General features: G+C 68.0%; 14 protein-coding genes. 6 read left to right on the top strand and 8 right to left on the bottom strand.

What is annotated here, in order from left to right; translation table 11 throughout:
* Window positions 1-95: 95 nt before the first annotated feature.
* From V3B46_RS07210 to rpmB, 6 genes are all read right to left on the bottom strand, one after another.
* Window positions 96-650: a hypothetical protein gene (locus tag V3B46_RS07210; RefSeq protein ID WP_154264818.1), complete on the bottom strand. Its 555-nt coding sequence runs from the start codon at window positions 648-650 to the stop codon at window positions 96-98.
* Between the two features lie 95 nt (window positions 651-745).
* On the bottom strand, window positions 746-2,938 hold the full coding sequence (gene uvrD / locus V3B46_RS07205; protein WP_329891523.1) for a DNA helicase II: 2,193 nt from the start codon (window positions 2,936-2,938) through the stop codon (window positions 746-748).
* Window positions 2,939-2,947: 9 nt separating this feature from the next.
* Window positions 2,948-4,369 carry an FAD/NAD(P)-binding protein gene (locus V3B46_RS07200; protein WP_329891521.1) on the bottom strand — a complete coding sequence of 474 codons (1,422 nt, stop codon included), beginning with the start codon at window positions 4,367-4,369 and terminating at the stop codon, window positions 2,948-2,950.
* A 238-nt stretch (window positions 4,370-4,607) separates the two neighbouring features.
* Window positions 4,608-6,026 carry a cardiolipin synthase gene (gene cls, locus V3B46_RS07195; RefSeq protein ID WP_329891706.1) on the bottom strand — a complete coding sequence of 473 codons (1,419 nt, stop codon included), beginning with the start codon at window positions 6,024-6,026 and terminating at the stop codon, window positions 4,608-4,610.
* A gap of 301 nt (window positions 6,027-6,327) precedes the next feature.
* Window positions 6,328-6,495, bottom strand: a complete 168-nt coding sequence (rpmG, locus tag V3B46_RS07190; protein ID WP_170272460.1) for a 50S ribosomal protein L33 — start codon at window positions 6,493-6,495, stop codon at window positions 6,328-6,330.
* Between the two features lie 10 nt (window positions 6,496-6,505).
* The gene (gene rpmB, locus V3B46_RS07185) at window positions 6,506-6,742 is read right to left on the bottom strand and encodes a 50S ribosomal protein L28 (protein ID WP_005411638.1); all 237 of its coding nucleotides are present in this window, start codon (window positions 6,740-6,742) and stop codon (window positions 6,506-6,508) included.
* Between the two features lie 278 nt (window positions 6,743-7,020).
* Between rpmB and V3B46_RS07180 the strand changes: the two genes are divergently transcribed.
* A complete protein-coding gene (locus tag V3B46_RS07180) occupies window positions 7,021-8,235 on the top strand; it encodes a glycosyltransferase (protein WP_329891520.1) in 1,215 nt (404 codons plus the stop codon).
* Between the two features lie 13 nt (window positions 8,236-8,248).
* Here the strand turns inward: V3B46_RS07180 and dnaQ are convergent, their stop codons facing one another.
* Both dnaQ and V3B46_RS07170 read right to left on the bottom strand, forming a co-directional pair.
* Window positions 8,249-8,758, bottom strand: a complete 510-nt coding sequence (gene dnaQ / locus V3B46_RS07175) for a DNA polymerase III subunit epsilon (protein ID WP_329891519.1) — start codon at window positions 8,756-8,758, stop codon at window positions 8,249-8,251.
* Between the two features lie 55 nt (window positions 8,759-8,813).
* Window positions 8,814-9,707, bottom strand: coding sequence for a LysR family transcriptional regulator (locus V3B46_RS07170; protein WP_329891518.1), 894 nt, complete (start codon window positions 9,705-9,707; stop codon window positions 8,814-8,816).
* A 109-nt stretch (window positions 9,708-9,816) separates the two neighbouring features.
* Here V3B46_RS07170 and V3B46_RS07165 point away from each other — a divergent pair, with 109 nt between their 5' ends.
* The 5 genes from V3B46_RS07165 to V3B46_RS07145 all read left to right on the top strand — a co-directional run bounded on the left by V3B46_RS07165 (window position 9,817) and on the right by V3B46_RS07145 (window position 16,616).
* Window positions 9,817-10,206 (top strand): RidA family protein, encoded by a 390-nt coding sequence (locus tag V3B46_RS07165; protein ID WP_329891517.1) that lies wholly within the window; start codon window positions 9,817-9,819, stop codon window positions 10,204-10,206.
* A gap of 342 nt (window positions 10,207-10,548) precedes the next feature.
* Window positions 10,549-10,884 (top strand): hypothetical protein, encoded by a 336-nt coding sequence (locus V3B46_RS07160; protein ID WP_154264825.1) that lies wholly within the window; start codon window positions 10,549-10,551, stop codon window positions 10,882-10,884.
* A 56-nt stretch (window positions 10,885-10,940) separates the two neighbouring features.
* Window positions 10,941-12,194: a TolC family protein gene (locus tag V3B46_RS07155; RefSeq protein WP_154264826.1), complete on the top strand. Its 1,254-nt coding sequence runs from the start codon at window positions 10,941-10,943 to the stop codon at window positions 12,192-12,194.
* Window positions 12,191-13,396 (top strand): efflux RND transporter periplasmic adaptor subunit, encoded by a 1,206-nt coding sequence (locus V3B46_RS07150; protein WP_329891516.1) that lies wholly within the window; start codon window positions 12,191-12,193, stop codon window positions 13,394-13,396. The genes V3B46_RS07155 and V3B46_RS07150 overlap by 4 nt, the downstream gene beginning before the upstream one ends.
* A 10-nt stretch (window positions 13,397-13,406) precedes the next feature.
* Window positions 13,407-16,616, top strand: a complete 3,210-nt coding sequence (locus V3B46_RS07145; protein ID WP_329891515.1) for an efflux RND transporter permease subunit — start codon at window positions 13,407-13,409, stop codon at window positions 16,614-16,616.
* Window positions 16,617-16,832 lie beyond the last annotated feature (216 nt).

The following is a 16,832-nucleotide window of genomic DNA, read 5'->3' as shown; positions in this document are numbered from 1 at the left end:
CCCCCCCCCCCGCCGCCCGCCCCCCCCCCCGCCCCCCCCCGCCGCGCCCCCCCCCCCCCCCCCCCCCCCCCCCCGACTCTACAGCGCCCCCACCTTCAGGCGATCTGCACAACACGTGCGTTCTGGCACAGCGGATAACTGGCCACGAATTCAGCGATCGCATCACGCATCGCTTCGAACGATTCGCCGTACATGTACAGCGCGGTCTCGGTCGGGCCCTGCCACCAGCTGCAGATCTCGCCCAGGCCGTCGATGTTCTCCGACAGCTGTTCGAACACGTGGTTGGAATCGCACTGTTCGTAGACGTCGTCCGGCAGGTTCAGACCATCCAGGTAGATGCCCAGGCCCTCGGTCACGCCGAAGCTGCGGTCGGCCTCGCCTGCGCCCTGCAGCTGAGAGCCCTTCGGTGCACCCAGCTGTTCCAGCAGATCGATCAGCTTCGGCACGCCGGCCGCATCGGCCAGCGCCACTTCGATATCGCCGTATTCGACCTCACCCAGGTCGGACATCGCAGTGCCACCGCCGGTCAGCTCGCCCACCTGGGCCGCCTGCAGCAGCGCGTCGAGCGGATCCTCGAACAGTTCATGGCGGTGCTCTGGCTGCAGCCGGGCGTTCAACTTCACGGTGACGTGCAGCGTGGGTTCGGTCATGGGGACGTTCCTGGAAGATGTCAGGCCCCATTGTAGAGTCGAAGGTAGCGGCAGGAGCCGCTACCTTCGGCTCTACAGATGAAGCAAGGCGGTGATCAGATCACCGTCAGGTTGGCGTAGGCCATCACCAGCCACTTGCTGCCGGCGTCGGCGAATTCGACCTGCACGCGGGCGTGTGCGCCGCTGCCTTCGTAGTCGGTCACCATGCCTTCGCCAAACTTGGGATGGGTAACCAGCGCGCCGAGCTTGACCGGCGGTGCCTCGATCGAGGCATGGCCCATCACCCGGCTGGCGCCCATCGAGGCCGGTCGCGAGACCTGCACCTTCGGGCGGACTTCGTGCAGCAGCTCGCGCGGAATCTCGCGCAGGAAGCGCGACGGCAGGCTGTAGTTGTCCTGGCCATGGATGCGGCGCGATTCGGCGTAGCTCAGCACCAGCTTCTGGCGCGCGCGGGTGATGCCGACGTAGGCCAGGCGGCGCTCTTCTTCCAGCCGCCCGCTTTCCTCCAGCGAACGTGCGCTGGGGAACAGGCCTTCTTCCAGGCCGGCCAGGAACACCAGCGGGAACTCCAGGCCCTTGGCCGAGTGCAGGGTCATCAGCTGCACGCCGTCCTCGCCCGCCTGTGCCTGGCCCTCACCGGCCTCCAGCGCGGCATAGGCCAGGAACGCGACCAGCTCGTCCATGTCCTCGCCCACTTCCTCGATGTCGTCGGCGCGGCGCACGAAGCGCGAGGCCACCGAGACCAGTTCGTCGAGGTTGTCGGTACGCGATTCCGAGTCCAGCGCGTTGCGGCTTTCCTTGCTCCAGTGCTCGCGCAGCTGCGAGCGCGCCAGCACGTGGTCCACGCGCTCGGCCAGGGTCATGTGCAGGGTCTGCGCCTGCAACTCGTTGATCAGCACCAGGAAGCCGGCCAGCGCATTGCGCGCCCGCGCGGCCAGCGCGCTTCCCTGGGTGACCAGCATGGTCGCTTCCCACAGCGAGATGCCCTGCGCGCGCGCCTCGCGGCGCACTTCGTCCAGCGTGCGGTCGCCGATGCCACGCGTCGGCGTGTTGACCGCGCGCTCGAACGCCGCGTCATCATTGCGGTTGGACAACAGGCGCAGGTAGGCCAGCGCGTCCTTGATTTCGGCACGCTCGAAGAAGCGCATGCCGCCGTACACGCGGTACGGCACCTGTTCGCTCAGCAAGGCTTCTTCCAGCGCGCGCGACTGCGCGTTGCTGCGGTAGAGCACGGCCACTTCAGTGTAGCTGCCACCGTCGCGCACCCACTGGCGGGCGCGCTCGACGATGTAGCGTGCCTCGTCCATCTCGTTGTACGCGGCATACAGATCGATCGGCTCGCCGTCGCCGCTGTCGGTCCACAGCTGCTTGCCGATGCGATCTGGGTTGTGCGCGATCACCGCGTTGGCGGCGCCGAGGATGTTGGCGGTGGAGCGGTAGTTCTGCTCCAGGCGGATGGTCTGCGCACCCGGGAAGTCGCGCAGGAAGCCCTGCACGTTCTCGACCTTGGCGCCGCGCCAGCCGTAGATGGCCTGGTCATCGTCACCGACCACGAACACGTGGCCGGAATCGCCGGCCAGCACGCGCACGAAGGCGTACTGGATGGCGTTGGTGTCCTGGAACTCGTCCACCAGGATCTCGCGGAAGCGGGCGCGGTAATGCGACAGCAGCGCCGGGTTGTCGCGCAGCAGCTCATGCGCGCGCAGCAGCAGCTCGGCGAAGTCGACCAGGCCGGCGCGGTCGCAGCGTGCCTGGTACTCGATGTAGGCCTGGCGCATGGTTTCCAGCCAGGCGTCGTGCGGTTCGGGCTGGATGTGCTGCGGGCGGCGACCTTCGTCCTTCTGCGCGTTGATCCACCACGCGATCTGCTTGGCCGGGTATTTGCCGTCGTCCAGTTCCAGTGCCTGTACCACGCGCTTGACCAGCCGCAGCTGGTCGTCCGAGTCCATCACCTGGAAGCCTTCAGGCAGCTTCGCGTCCTGCCAGTGCAGACGCAGCAGGCGGTTGGCCAGGCCGTGGAAGGTGCCGATCCACATGCCGCGGCTGCCATGGGGCAGCTGGGCGTCGATGCGGTGGCGCATCTCGCCGGCCGCCTTGTTGGTGAAAGTCACCGCGAAAATGCCGTGGGTCGGCACGCCATCGACTTCATGCAGCCAGGCGATGCGGTGGGTGAGTACGCGGGTCTTGCCGGAACCGGCACCGGCCAGCACCAGGTGGTGGCCGGGAGGAGCGGAGACGGCTTCGCGCTGGGCCGGGTTCAGGCCATCAAGCAGGTGGGAGACATCCATGCCCCCATTTTACGGCATCGCCGTCGCGGCTCCTGCGACCACTTCGGTGGCGAGCGCCTGCGCCTGCTGACGCAGTTCAGGCACCGCCAGGCTTTCCCACAGGCTGCCGATGCGCAGGCTGCCGAGCACGCCCAGCCGCGCCTGCGGCTGGCCACCGGCGGCGCGCAGGCGGTCGCCCGGCACCGTGCTGTCCAGGCCCAGCCCATGCGGGCCGGGGCGTGCCAGGCCCTCGGCCTGCAGCTGCTGCAGCAACGGATTGCGCAACGCACTGGCACGGGTTTCGACGCCGGTGGCGTTGATCACCCCGCCGATCATCCACTGCTGTTCATTGCCCGAGGCATCGCGGCCGGACAGCTGCAGTGAATCGCCGTCGCGCCAGACGCGTTGCAGGCGGGACCGGTGGATACGCAGCTGGCCGCTGTCCTGCAGCGCCTGCAACTGCGCATCCACTTCTTCGGCGATGCGGTGGCGATGCACGTCCCAATAGCGCACCACATGGCGCAGGAAGCGACGCTGGTCGGCCTCATCGAGGCTGCACCACAGCGCCTGCCCGTGCGGACGGATGCGGTCCATCACGCCCTGCCACGGCAGGCCATCGGCCTGCGCTTGACGGGCGAAGCCACGCAGCGCACGCAGGCGCTGGCGCAGGTTCATCGGCAGCAGCACCGCCGGATCGAAGCTGGGCAGGCCGCCGTGCGCGTGCGGCAACGGCAGCAGGCCATGGCGCGAGATCACATGCAGCGGGCCGGTATGACCGGCGGCGACCAGCGCCAGCACGGTGTCGGCCATGCTCAGGCCGGAGCCGACAATGGCCACGGCCTGGTCGCCGGCCAGGGTACGCACACCGTCGTAGTCCCAGGCCTCGATCACGTCATCGGCGGGCAGTGCGTCGGCACCGGCCACCGGCAGCGGCCGCATGCTGTTGCCGGTGGCGAGCACCGCCTGCGCGGCATGCAGCGTGCTGCCATCGCCGAGTGTCAGCTGGTAGCCGTGGTCATCCGGCTGCAGGCCCAGTACCGGCTGCGCGATCACCTGCAGCTGCGCCGGGCTCGCCGCGGCGGCCTCCTGCAGGCGCTGCTGCAGGTAGGCAGCAAAGTAATGGCGACACACGTAACGCTCGCCCAGCACCTCGCGCGCCTCGCCCGGGTAGGCGTTGGCAGCCATCAGGTAGTCGAGGAAATCGCCGGGCTGGTCGGCAAACGCACTCATCTTTGCCGCCGGTACGTTCAGCAGGTGCTCCGGCCATGGCGTGGCATAGGCGATACCCTGGGCCAGCTGCGAGGCGGGTTCGAAGATGGCCAGCGCCAGCGGCGCGTGGGCCTGGCGCAGTACCTGGATCGCCACCAGCACCCCGGCCGCACCACCACCGATGATCGCCAGGTCCAGTTCGCCATTACGCGGTGAATCAGTCATGCGCCGATTGTAGGCCATCGGCGATGACGGGCCGGGTTGCCGAAGCGGGCGGGAACGACCGCTGTAATGACGGGAATGACGGAAACGTCGGAAGTGACAGGGTAGAGTCGACTGTTAGTCGACTATCGCGCGCAGCGCGGGATTTTTATCGCAAGAGCAGTCGACTAACAGTCGACTCTACCCCGCCGGTTGCATCCACCCCATCGGTTGCATCCCCCCTGCCGCTTGCCTCCACCCCGCCGGTTGCGCGCTCCGCTCACATCAACGCATCGGCCAGCCGTGCGATGCCCTCGCGGCTGCGCCGCCACGGGGGGCGGCTGCGCCACTGCTGCAGATCCAGCTGCCGCGACTCACGCAGATAGCCATCCTCGATCTCGCACAACTGCTTCACCAGCGCGCGGTCGTAGCAGATCAAGCCGATCTCGGCATTCAGCGCGAACGAGCGGATGTCCATGTTGATCGAGCCGAGCACAGCGATGTCCTCGTCCACGCTCATGTGCTTGGCGTGCAGGAACTGCGGTTCGTACAGGGCGATGCGCACGCCACAGCGCAGCAGCTCGTCGTAGTACGCCTCCTGCGCCCACGAGGTCAGCCGCTGGTTGTTGCTGGCCGACAGGATCAGCTGCACCTGCACGCCGGACAACGCCGCAATGCGCAGCGCGCTCAACGTGGCCTCGTCGGGCACGAAATATGGGGTCACCATCACCAGCCGGCGCCGCGCCAGATGAATCAGCGCCGCAACCGCATCGCGCGCGTTGCTGTACGGGTAGGCCGGGCCGCTGGGCAGCAGCTGGGTGGCGATGTCGTCGCCGCATTCGGGAACATCGGTGATCACATCCAGGCGCTGGCCGGTTTCCATGTACCAGTCGCTGGCGAACACCGCTTCCAGATGCGCCACCGCCGGGCCGCGCACGCGCGCCACCAGCTCGCGGTTCGGGTGGCCAGGCACGAACTGCGGGCCCGCCAGGTTCTGCGAACCGACATAGGCCACTTCGTTGTCGATCACCGCGATCTTGCGGTGGTTGCGCAGGTCCATGCGCCCGCTGCGGCGCCAGCGCAGGCCACCGGGCAGCATCGCGCGCACTTCGATGTCGCGCGCCTGCAGGCGCTTGCGATAGGCGCGCAGGCCACGCTTGGCACCCACCGCGTCGAGCAGTACACGGCACTGCACGCCACGTGCGGCGGCACGCTGCAGTGCCTCGACCACCGCCTCGCCTACCGCATCGTCAAACATCAGGTAGTACAGCAGGTGCACGCGGTCTTCGGCCTGGTCGATGTCGGCGATCAGCGTGTGCAGCGATTCGTCGTAGTCGGTCAGCAGGTCGACCGCGTTGCCGTGCACCGGCATGAAGTCGCCCTGGCGCTGCACCAGCGGCACGATCTCGGCGCTGGCGGTATCCGGCTGCGGGGTCCAGCGCAGGCGATGCTGCAGCGCCTGTTCCTCGCGGATGACCTGCGAGGCCTCGGCCTGGCGGCGGATGCGTTCGCGTGACAGCCACGGGTGGCCGAACAGCAGGTACAGCGGCAGGCCCAGCAGCGGCACGAAGCCGACCAGCAGCAGCCAACTGCGCGCCGCACCCGGCGTGGTGCGGGTGGGGATCCAGCACAGCGCGACCAGCCGGATCAGCCAGTCGATCAGCAGCAGGTACGAACCCAGCAACCACTCGAACAGCATCGCGTCGCCCGTCGGGAGGTGATGGGCCATTCTGCCCAGCGGCCTTTGTAGAGTCGAGCCATGCTCGATTGCTTTGAAGCCGTGTGCCAACCAAGGTTGGCACCTACCGAGTGAGGAAACATCGTGTCGACCAAGGTCGACACCTACCGGGGGCGGGATAGGTGTGCCAACCAAGCTTGGCACCTACTCGGGGTGGAGGGAATGTGCCGACCAGCGGTCGGCACCCGCCATCTGGATGCCAGGCATGAAAAAACCCGCCACGGGGGCGGGTTTCTTCGCGGGGATCAGCAATCCTTGCGGATTACTTGATCTTGCCTTCCTTGTACGGGACGTGCTTGCGCACGACCGGATCGTACTTGGAGAATTCCATCTTCCCCGGGGTGTTCTTCTTGTTCTTGTCGGTCGTGTAGAAGTGACCGGTACCAGCGGTCGAAATCATACGGACCTTATCGCGCTTGCCTGCCATGATCGTCTACTCCTCAGACCTTTTCGCCGCGCGCACGCAGCTCAGCCAGAACGGAATCGATACCGTTCTTGTCGATGGTGCGCAGTGCATGCGCGGAAACACGAAGCTTCACCCAGCGGTTTTCGCTGGCAACCCAGAAGCGGCGCTCGTGCAGATTCGGCAGGAAACGACGACGGGTCTTGTTGTTGGCGTGCGAGACGTTGTTACCCGTCTGCACTCGCTTGCCGGAAACCTGGCATACGCGGGACATTGCGCACCTCGATAGTAAGTTGTGTCAGCCCGTAGCCCGGGAGACGGCGGCCTCGATGGTTGCCCACCACACGTCAAGAGAATCAAAGGGTTACGCTGGCGTTGGGCGGCCGGGGACGTGCTCCCGGGGGCGCCGCCCGGTAGAAAACCGGACACAGCGAGCCGCGCATTATGCACGGGTTCAAGTACTTGCGCAAGTTACCCACAGGCCGGGACTGAACCGGCAAGGCCGGGAGCCCGCCAACCGGCATACTGGCCCGGTTCACTGCGGAGCTTTCCATGCGGCTGCTGGCCCTGACCTACGGAACCGAAGGCGATACGCGTCCGCTGGCCATGCTCTGCCATGGGCTGATTGGCGCAGGCCACGAGGTGACACTGCTGGCCGATGGCGGCACGCTGGGCAGCGCGCAGGCGCTGAATGTGCCCCATGCGTCCCTGGAAGGTGACATCCATGACGAAGTGGTCGCGTTGGTCTCGCGTGGCAACGGTGTTGCCGCCGCCAGTAGCGGACTGGCTCGGATGGCGCTGCAGCATGTCACTGGCTGGATGCGGCAGGCGGACGCGGCGGCCGAGGGTTGCGACGCGATTCTGACGAGTGGGCTGGCGGCCTTTGTCGGCATGAGTGTGGGCGAACGCCGGGGTCTGCCGGTGATCGGGACCGGCATGATTCCGCTGACCCCGACGCGTGCCTTCCGCTCCCCGTTCCTGCCGCCGGGACGCTCGCCGGGCTGGTTGAACCGGGCCAGCTATGGGCTGGTCAACGGCCTGATCTGGCGCCAGTTCCGCCAGCCGATCAACGAGGCCCGCAAGCAGCTGGGACAATCGCCGCGCCGCTCGCTGTGGTCCGGCCTGCCGATGCTCTATGGCATCTCGCCGCAGCTGCTGCCGCCACCGACGGACTGGCCGGCCGACCACATCGTCTGTGGCCAATGGCGGTTTCCTGTTGCGCCCTGGACGCCGCCGGCCGATCTGCAGACCTTCCTCGACGCGGGGCCGCCACCGGTCTATCTGGGCTTCGGCAGCATGACCGGCTTTGATCGCGAACGCGTGTTGCCGGCCCTGCTGCAGGCGTTGGCACCGCGACGTGTCCTGCTGTTTCCCGGCTGGGTGGGACTGCCTGCGATGCGCTTGCCCGATTCTGCCTTCGTACTGGGCCCGACCCCACACGAAGCGCTGTTCCCGCGTTGCGCACTCGTCATTCACCATGGCGGCAGCGGCACCACGCATTCGGCCTGCCGCGCCGGCATTCCCTCGCTGGTGATGCCGTTCGCCGCAGATCAGTTCTTCTGGGCCGATCGCCTGCATCGGTTGGGCGTAGCACCGGCACCGTTGTCACCGAAGCGACTGGATGCAGCAACGCTGGCAGCAGCCATCACCTTCGCTGAAGCCGAAGCTACACGCGCACGCGCGGCGGCCCTGGGCGTGACGATGAGCAGTGAGGACGGGGTGGCATGTGGCGTGGCAATGATCGAGCGCTGGTTGCGGCCCATGTAACAGCAGCCAGGCCTCAACGCAGGTACGGAATCACCTGGGCCAGCAGGTGCGCATCCTTCAACGCGCCATGCAGGCCCCGGTTCCCGGGAATGCGGAGGCGCTGCAGCACATCGTCCAGCTTGTTGCCCTGGCCCGGCCAGCGCCCGCGCGCCAGCTTCAGGCTGCAGGTGATGCGGCAATGCTGGGCCAGCGTGCCGCGGATGCCAGCCAGGCGCAGCTCGTTGTCCAGGAAGCCCACATCGAAGGTGGCGTTGTGCGCGACCATCTCGCTGCCACGCAGGAACTCCAGCAGTTCGGCGGCCTTGCTGGAGAACAGTGGCTTGCCTACCAGCATCGCGTCGCTGATGCCGTGCACGCGCTGCGCGCCCCAGTCCACCTTGCGCTGCGGCTGCAGGTAGGTGTGGAACTGGCGGCCGGTGAGCTCGCCATCGATCAGTTCCACCGCACCGATTTCGATGACCCGGTGTCCCAGGCGGTGGGAAATGCCGGTGGTTTCGGTATCCAGTGCGACGATGCGGCTCATGCGTGAGGCTGTTTCCTGTTGCGTGCTGTGGTGATTTTCGCACGCCCTATGTGTGTCATCCCAGCGCCTCCACCACCCAATCGATGAACACCCGCAGCCGCTGGCTCATGTGCCGGTTCGGCGGGAACATCACATGCATCGGCATCGGCGGCAGCTTCCAGTCCTGCAGCAGCGGCAGCAGCTCACCACGCGCCACGTGCGGTTCGGCCATGTAGCTGGGCAGCGCCACCACGCCGAGCCCCGCCAACGCAGCCGCCAGATAGGCGTTGCCGTCGTCGAAGCCGACCGTATAGCGGCCCTGCACCTCGACGCGCTCATCGCCGCGCTGGGCGCTGAACACCCGCGCCCGGCCACTGCGCGGACTGAGGAAGCCGACCATGTGGTGATCGGGCCCTTCCAGCGCGCGCGGGTCGGCAGGCAACCCGAAGCGCTGCACATAGCCCGGGCTGGCGTGGAAACCGATCGGCAGCGCAGGCAACGGCCGCGCCACCAGTGCCGGATCGGCCGGGGTGCCGCCGCGGATCACGCAGTCGACGTTGTCGGCGATGACATCGACCTCGCGGTCGCTGACGCCGATGTCCAGCTGCAACTCCGGGTAGCGCGCCTGGAAATCCGGCAACGCCGGCACCAGCCGCAACCGCGCGTACGGCCCGGGCACATCGACCCGCAGGCGGCCACGCGGCTGGGTGGCCGCCTCGCCCAGCCCGCCTTCCACCTCTTCCAGCTCGGCCAGCAGGCGGGCGATGCGCGGGTAATAGGCCGCGCCATCGGCCGTGACGTTGACACGGCGCGTGGTGCGGTTGAGCAGGCGTAGCCGCAGGTGCGCCTCCAGCTGCTGCACCAGCTGGGTGACCGTGGTGCGGCTGATCTGCAGGGTCTTCGCGGCGCGGGTGAAACTGCCGGTTTCCACCACCCGGGCGAACGCCCGCATCGCCTCGAAACGGTCCATGACGGGCCATCATTGTTTGGAATTGACAATCAATCTAGGCCGATCATCGCGGTTTATCCAGACAGCGCTGGCGAGGAGGATGGGTGTTCTCTCCCACGGGATCTTCCCCATGTCACAGCGTGATGTCGTTTTCCCCACCGGCCGCCAGGCCCTGTACGAGCGCAACCGCTACTCGCCGGCGATCCGATCCAACGGTTTCCTGTTCGTCTCCGGCCAAGTGGGCAGTCGCGAGGACGGCTCGCCCGAACCGGATTTCGAAACGCAGGTGCGCCGTGCCTTCGAAAATCTCAATGCGGTACTGGCTGCCGCCGGCTGCAGCTTCGATGACGTGGTCGACGTGACCGTGTTCCTGGTCGACCCCGGGAAGAACTTCGAGAAGGCCTGGGCGATCGTGCCCGAGTACTGGGGCGAGGCGCCGCACCCGACCCTGACCGGCATCGGCGTGACCTGGCTGTATGGGTTCCAGTTCGAAATCAAGGTGATCGCGAAGCTGCCGTGATACGGATAGTGCCGGCCGCTGGCCGGCAATGTGTCGGGGGTCGAAAAGCGTGTCGACCAAGGTCGACATCTACCAGGGCAGTCGGCGTGACCTGGCTGTATGGGTTCCAGTTCGAGATCAAGGTGATCGCGAAGCTGCCGTGATACGGGTAGTGCCGCCCGCTGGCCGGCAATGTGTCGGAGGTCGAAAAGCGTGTCGACCAAGGTCGACACCTACCAGGGCAGAAGGTCGGCACCTGCCAGAGCTGGCGTGCGCCGCCCACCTGAACGGGAGGTTCCGACGAATTCCCGAGGTGGCCATTGATATTGTATCCGGCGAAAACCGCTTGCTAGCCTCCCCTTCATGCGCCGGATCACCCGCCAACTGCGTACGTACCTGATGATGCTGCTGATGGCGGCATTCGTGGTCGTGCCGGTAGCCGACGCACTGGTGTGTGCGGTGGAACCGCATTCCAGCAGCGCCCATGTCGAATCCCTCGCGGACGAGGAAGGCGGCGACAGCGACAGCAAGCACACCGGTGCCTGCACGCATAACCACTGCCACCACTCCACGCTGAGCCTGCCGGCGAACGATTTCGCCGCCTTCGGTACGCCGCTGCCGGCGCGCTGGATGAATGCCGGCGACGTGGCGACCTATGCGGTCGCCCAGGATGAATTGACGCGTCCCCCCCGGGCGTGAGTTGAGCGCGTCCCGCAATTGCGGGCTCCCGTTTCACTCACAACCGGAATCCCCCTATGTCGATCCTGACACCTCGGTCGCCGCGCGCGGCCGGGCTGCTCGTCGCTGTATTGCTGGGCCTTGCCCCGGCAATGCAGGCGTCGGCGCAAGCCGCCCCCTCCTACGACACCCTGCTTGAACGCCTGGACCAGCTGCCCGGCACCCGTGTGGGTACGGCACTGGCCGAGGCCGCCGATGCGCGCGCCGACCAGGCCCGTGCGTTGCCCAATCCTTCCCTCTCCTACTCCGCCGAAAACGCCTGGGGCACCGGCTCCTACGGCGGCATGGGCAAGGCCGATACCGTGCTCACCCTGTCCCAGCCGCTGGAGGTCTGGGGCCAGCGTGGCGCGCGTGTCCGTGCCGCCCGCGCCGAAGCACAGGCCGCCAATCTGCGTGGTGCCCAAAGCCGCAGCGACGTGGCCAGCCAGCTGGCGGTGGTCTACGCACAGGCGGAAAGTGCACTGCGCCGCTACAGCCTGGCCGAAGAAGCACTGGCACTGACCCGCGATGACGCCAACGCCGTCAACGCGATGGTCAAGCAGGGCCGCGAGCCACAGCTGCGTGCGGTGCAGGCGCAGAGCGAAGTGGCCAACGCCAGCGCCGCGCTGGATGAGGCACAGGCGTTCCGCGATGCCGCGCTGGCCCGCCTGGCCAGTGCCGCGCTGCTGGATGCGCCGGTGCAATCGATCGACAACAGCCTGCTCGATCGGGTGCCGCCGCTGCCGCGCGGTGCCACCGACGTGGCGTTGGCCGTGCGCATCGCCGAAGCCGAAGCCGATGCGGCCGGCAAGCTGGTCGACGTGGAGCGCAAGCGCGCCCTGCCCGACCTCAGTGTCACCGCCGCACAGACCCGCTTCCGCGAAGGCGGCGAGCGTGCCTACAACCTCGGGGTCAGCCTCAGCATCCCGCTGTTCGACCGCAACCGCGGGGGCATCCGCGCCGCCAATGCCGACCAGCGCGCGGCCGAAGCCCGCCTGGACCAGCAGCGCCGCGACAGCGAGGCCGCACGCCTGTCCGCCGTAGCCGGACTGAAAGCCGCCGGAAGCCGGACCCGCGCCGCCGATGAAAGCGTGGTCGCCGCCGAAGAGGCGTATCGCCTCGCACGCGTCGGCTTCGACGCCGGACGCATCTCGCAGCTGGAACTGCGCAGCACGCGCAGCGCCCTCATCGCCGCCCGCGGCACCGCCGTGGATGCGCGCCTGTCGCGCGTCGGCGCGGAAATCGATCTTGCCCGCCTTGAGGGGCGCGCACCTTTTGTGGAGGCCCCATGACTCTCTCCCGTACTTTCCCGCTGATCGGCGGCGTGCTGCTGACCATGCTGCTGGCCGGCTGCGCTGGCAATGCGCAGACGCCTGCAAATGATGACCCCGCTGCGGCCAAGGCCTGCACCGACGATGGCCACGGCCATGCTGCCGACAGCAAGGAAGCCAAGGCGGAAGCTGCCAAGGCCCCCGCCGACGCCGATGAAGGCGTGGTGCAGCTGACCCCGGAACAGATCAAGGCGTCCGGTATCGAGGTGGTCGCGATCGGTCGCGGTGGCGGTGGCTCGACCCGGCTGTCCGGCAGGGTAGAGCCCACCGTAGGCGCCCGCGCTTCGGTGGCCTCCACGGTGACCGGCCGCGTCGAGCGCGTGCTGGTCGCGCCGGGCACGGCGGTGAAGCAGAACCAGGCGCTGGCCATCGTAGTCAGTGGCGAGGCCGCGGTGTTCCGCGCCAATGCGCTGGCCGCCTCGGCCGAAGCAGAAGCCGCGCGCCTGGCCTATGGCCGCGACAGGGCGCTGGTCGACCAGGGCGTGGTCGCCCGCCAGGAAATGGAAGCCTCGCGCGCACGTTCGCTGGCCGCACAGGCCCAGGCCGCCGCCGCCCAGGCCCAGGCCGCCGCCAACGGTTCGCCGGACAGCAGCGGTCGCGTGCGCATCACCAGCCCGGTAGCCGGCATCGTCGGCAACGTGCAGGTCACCCCGGGTGGCGTGGTCGCCGCCGGCAGCGCGGTGGCCGACGTCACCGATCCCAGCATGAACGAGCTGGTGTTCACCGCCCCCCCGGCGCTGGCCGCGCAGGTCACGCCCGGCATGAAGCTGGAAGTGAGCGTGCCGGGTGGCAGCTTCACCGCCACCGTCACCGGCTCGGCCGCCGATGTCCGCCAGCAGGGCGGCGTCGCGGTGATCCGTGCCACGCCGGTGGATGCCGCGCTGCCCCCGGCCGGTTCGCCGGTCTCTGCGGTGGTGGTCACCGAAGGCCAGGACGGCTCGCTCAGCGTGCCGGCCGATGCGGTGCAGAACGTCGATGGCAGCAGTGCGGTGTTCGTCGCCGTCGAAGGCGGCTTCAAGGCGCAGCCGGTGCTGGCTGGCCGTCGTGCCGGTGACCGTATCGAGATCCTCGGTGGCCTGACCGGCAGTGAGCGCATCGTCGGTGCCAATGCCTTCCTGCTCAAGGCCGAACTGGCCAAGGGCGAAGCCGAGCACGGCCACTGAGGAGGCGACCATGTTCAAGCTGATCATTGAAACAGCGGTGCGCCACCGCTGGCTGGTGGTGTTCATGGCGGCGCTGATCGCCGCCGTGGGCCTGTTCCAGCTGGGCAAACTGCCGATCGACGCGGTGCCGGACATCACCAACCGCCAGGTGCAGATCAACACGGTGGCACCGGCGCTGACGCCGGAGCAGATCGAACGGCAGGTGACCTACCCGCTGGAAACCGCGCTGGCGGGCATTCCCGGCCTGACCACCACGCGTTCGTTGTCGCGCAATGGCTTCTCGCAGGTCACCGCGATCTTCACCGATGCGACCGACATCTACTTCGCCCGCCAGCAGGTGGCCGAACGCATGCGCGAGGCATCGGAAGACCTGCCCGATGGCGCGTCGCCGATGCTGTCGCCGGTCACCACCGGCCTCGGCGAAGTGCTGATGTGGACGGTGGACTTCACCGCGTTCGATCCGGCCAAGCTGGCCAAGCCCGGTGAAGCGGGTTGGCAGGCCGGCGAGTTCTACCGCACGCCGGAAGGCAACCTGCTTCGCACGCCGGAAGAACGTGCCACCTACCTGCGCACCGTGCAGGACTGGATCATCGCGCCGCAGATGCGTTCCAGCCCGGGGCTGGCCGGCGTCGATACGGTCGGCGGCTACGTCAAGGAATACGGCGTGCATCCTGACAGTGCCAAGCTGGCCGCGCATGGCCTCGGCCTGGCCGACCTGGTCACGGCCCTGCAGCGTTCCAACGTGCAGGCCGGTGCCGGTTTCGTACAGCGTGCCGGCGAAGGCCTGGTGGTACGTGCCGACGGCCTGGCGCTGACCACCGACGATCTGGCACAGGCCCCGGTAGCCACCCGCAATGGCGTGGTGGTGCGCGTGGCCGATGTGGCCGACGTTGACCTGAGCCGCGCACCGCGCCTGGGTGCGGCCAGCCGCAACGGCCATGAGGCCGTGCTGGGTACCGCACTGATGATTGCCGGCGGCAACAGCCGCACCGTGGCCCAGGCCGCAGCCGCGCGCCTGGAACAGGTGAACAAGTCGCTGCCGGCCGACATCGTGGCGGCACCGGTGCTGGACCGCAGCGTGCTGGTCAATTCCACCATCAAGACCGTGGCCAGGAACCTCACCGAGGGCGCGCTGCTGGTGGTGGTGGTGCTGTTCCTGCTGCTGGGCAACCTGCGTGCGGCGACGATCACCGCGCTGGTGATTCCGCTGTCGTTCCTGTTCGCGGTGATCGGCATGAACCGCTTCGGCATCAGCGGCAACCTGATGAGCCTGGGTGCGCTGGACTTCGGCATCCTGGTGGACGGTGCGGTGATCGTGGTCGAGTCGACCCTGCTGATGCTGGGCCAGCGCCGCGCCGAACTGGGTCGTGCGTTGACCGCGATGGAACGCCTGCGCGTGGCCGCCGATTCGGCCATGAAGATGGCGCGCCCGGCGGCCTTCGGCCAGTTGATCATCCTGCTGGTGTTCGCGCCGATCCTTACCCTGGAAGGCGTGGAGGGCAAAACGTTCCACCCGATGGCAGCCACCTTCATGCTGGCCCTGGTCGGTGCCTTCATCTTCTCCTTCACCTTCGTGCCGGCGATGGCCGCGCTGCTGGTGCGCGAGCCGAAGGTCAAGGACGGCGATGCGCATGCCGATGATGGCGAGCACGAGACGAAACTGATCCGCGTGCTGCGTGCGCGCATCGAACCGGCGGTGCGCAAGGCTGTGGGCCATCCGCGCACGGTGCTGGCCGGTGCGGTGATGATGGTGGTGGTGGGCATCGGTTCGTTCTCGCTGCTGGGCCGCGAGTTCATGCCGACACTGGACGAAGGCAACGTGGCGATGCAGGCCCTGCGCGTGCCGTCGACCTCGCTGGAGCAGTCGCTGGCGATGCAGCTGGCGCTGGAAAAGGCGATTGCCAAGCAGCCGGAAGTGGAGACCGTGTTCTCGCGCACCGGTACCGCCGAGGCGGCGATCGACCCGATGCCGACCAACATCTCCGACAGCGTGATCGTGCTCAAGCCGCGCAAGGACTGGCCGGATCCGAAGCTGGGCAAGGATGCACTGGTGGCACGCTTCGAGAAGCTGGCCGGGCAGCAGCTGGGCAACAGCTTCGAGTTCAGCCAGCCGATCGAACTGCGCTTCAACGAACTGATTTCCGGCGTGCGTACCGACCTGGCGGTGATGATCTTCGGCGATGACTTCAACCAATTGCAGAAGGTGGCCGACCAGGTGGCGCTGAAGCTGCGTGCGGTGAACGGCGCGGCCGACGTGCGGGTGGAACAGATCTCCGGCCTGCCCACGCTGAACGTGGCCATCGACCACGTGGCGGCGGCGCAGTACGGCCTGACTGCCGCGGACGTGAGTGATGCGCTGTCCACCGGCATCGGCGGCACGGCGGCCGGCAAGATCTTCGAAGGTGATCGCCGCTTCAACGTAGTGGTGCGCCTGGACGATGCCTCGCGCAACGATCCGGACCAGCTGGCCTCGCTGCCGATCGCCACGCCCTCGGGGTTGGTGATTCCGCTGTCGTCGGTCGCCCGCATCACGGTGAGCGAAGGGCCGAACCAGATCAGCCGCAACAATGGCAGCCGCCGCGTAGTGGTGCAGGCCAACGTGCGTGGCCGTGATCTGGGCGGCTTCGTCGGCGAAGCACAGGCAGCGGTGGCTGACGTGGCGCTGCCGCCGGGTGCCTACCTGACCTGGGGCGGCCAGTTCGAGAACCTGCAGCGCGCGGAGAAGCGGCTGGCGACGGTGGTGCCGGTGGTGTTCCTGCTGATCGGCAGCTTGCTGTTCATGGCCCTGCGCAGCGGCAAGGAAGCCATTCTGGTGTTCAGCTGCGTGCCGTTGGCGCTGGTCGGCGGCATCCTCGCGCTGCTGCTGCGTGGCATGCCGTTCTCGGTGTCGGCGGCGGTCGGCTTCATCGCCGTCTCCGGCGTGGCCACCTTGAACGGCTTGGTACTGATGCAGGCGATCCGCGAGCGCTTGGATGCCGGTGACCTGCCGCTGCAGGCGGCGATCAACGGCGCCTCCAGCCGCATCCGCGCGGTGCTGACCACGGCGCTGGTGGCGATCGTCGGCTTCATTCCGATGGCGATCGCCAGCGGTTCCGGTGCGGAAGTGCAGAAGCCGCTGGCGACGGTGGTGATCGGTGGCCTGATCACCGCCACCGTGCTGACCCTGCTGGTGCTGCCGACCTTTGCAGCACGCGTGGCCAAGCCGCGGGCAGTGGGCTGAAAGACCACGGGGTCGGATCCTGCGATCCGACCCCGTTTGCCAATCCCGGGTAGTGGGGGGGGGGGGGGGGGGGGGGGGGGGGGGGGGGGGGGGGGGGGGGGGGGGGGGGGCGGGGGGGGGGCCCCCACGCGGGGTGCCGCGGGCCGGGGGCGTTCTTTGTCCCCGGGGGGGGGGGGGGGGGGGGCCCCCCCCCCCGCCCGCCACTACCCTTGCACG

It is taken from the genome of Stenotrophomonas sp. SMYL11 (assembly GCF_036320005.1).
In the GTDB taxonomy this organism is placed as follows: domain Bacteria; phylum Pseudomonadota; class Gammaproteobacteria; order Xanthomonadales; family Xanthomonadaceae; genus Stenotrophomonas; species Stenotrophomonas maltophilia_A.
This window is presented reverse-complemented; position numbering and strand designations above follow the sequence as displayed.

What these genes read in the sequence shown, in the direction of transcription:
- V3B46_RS07210 (WP_154264818.1), bottom strand. Translation starts at nt 650, where the DNA reads ATGACCGAACCCACGCTGCACGTCACCGTGAAGTTGAACGCCCGGCTG.
- uvrD (WP_329891523.1), bottom strand. Translation starts at nt 2,938, where the DNA reads ATGGATGTCTCCCACCTGCTTGATGGCCTGAACCCGGCCCAGCGCGAA.
- V3B46_RS07200 (WP_329891521.1), bottom strand. Translation starts at nt 4,369, where the DNA reads ATGGCCTACAATCGGCGCATGACTGATTCACCGCGTAATGGCGAACTG.
- cls (WP_329891706.1), bottom strand. Translation starts at nt 6,026, where the DNA reads ATGCTGTTCGAGTGGTTGCTGGGTTCGTACCTGCTGCTGATCGACTGG.
- rpmB (WP_005411638.1), bottom strand. Translation starts at nt 6,742, where the DNA reads ATGTCCCGCGTATGCCAGGTTTCCGGCAAGCGAGTGCAGACGGGTAAC.
- V3B46_RS07180 (WP_329891520.1), top strand. Translation starts at nt 7,021, where the DNA reads ATGCGGCTGCTGGCCCTGACCTACGGAACCGAAGGCGATACGCGTCCG.
- dnaQ (WP_329891519.1), bottom strand. Translation starts at nt 8,758, where the DNA reads ATGAGCCGCATCGTCGCACTGGATACCGAAACCACCGGCATTTCCCAC.
- V3B46_RS07170 (WP_329891518.1), bottom strand. Translation starts at nt 9,707, where the DNA reads ATGGACCGTTTCGAGGCGATGCGGGCGTTCGCCCGGGTGGTGGAAACC.
- V3B46_RS07165 (WP_329891517.1), top strand. Translation starts at nt 9,817, where the DNA reads ATGTCACAGCGTGATGTCGTTTTCCCCACCGGCCGCCAGGCCCTGTAC.
- V3B46_RS07160 (WP_154264825.1), top strand. Translation starts at nt 10,549, where the DNA reads ATGCGCCGGATCACCCGCCAACTGCGTACGTACCTGATGATGCTGCTG.
- V3B46_RS07155 (WP_154264826.1), top strand. Translation starts at nt 10,941, where the DNA reads ATGTCGATCCTGACACCTCGGTCGCCGCGCGCGGCCGGGCTGCTCGTC.
- V3B46_RS07150 (WP_329891516.1), top strand. Translation starts at nt 12,191, where the DNA reads ATGACTCTCTCCCGTACTTTCCCGCTGATCGGCGGCGTGCTGCTGACC.
- V3B46_RS07145 (WP_329891515.1), top strand. Translation starts at nt 13,407, where the DNA reads ATGTTCAAGCTGATCATTGAAACAGCGGTGCGCCACCGCTGGCTGGTG.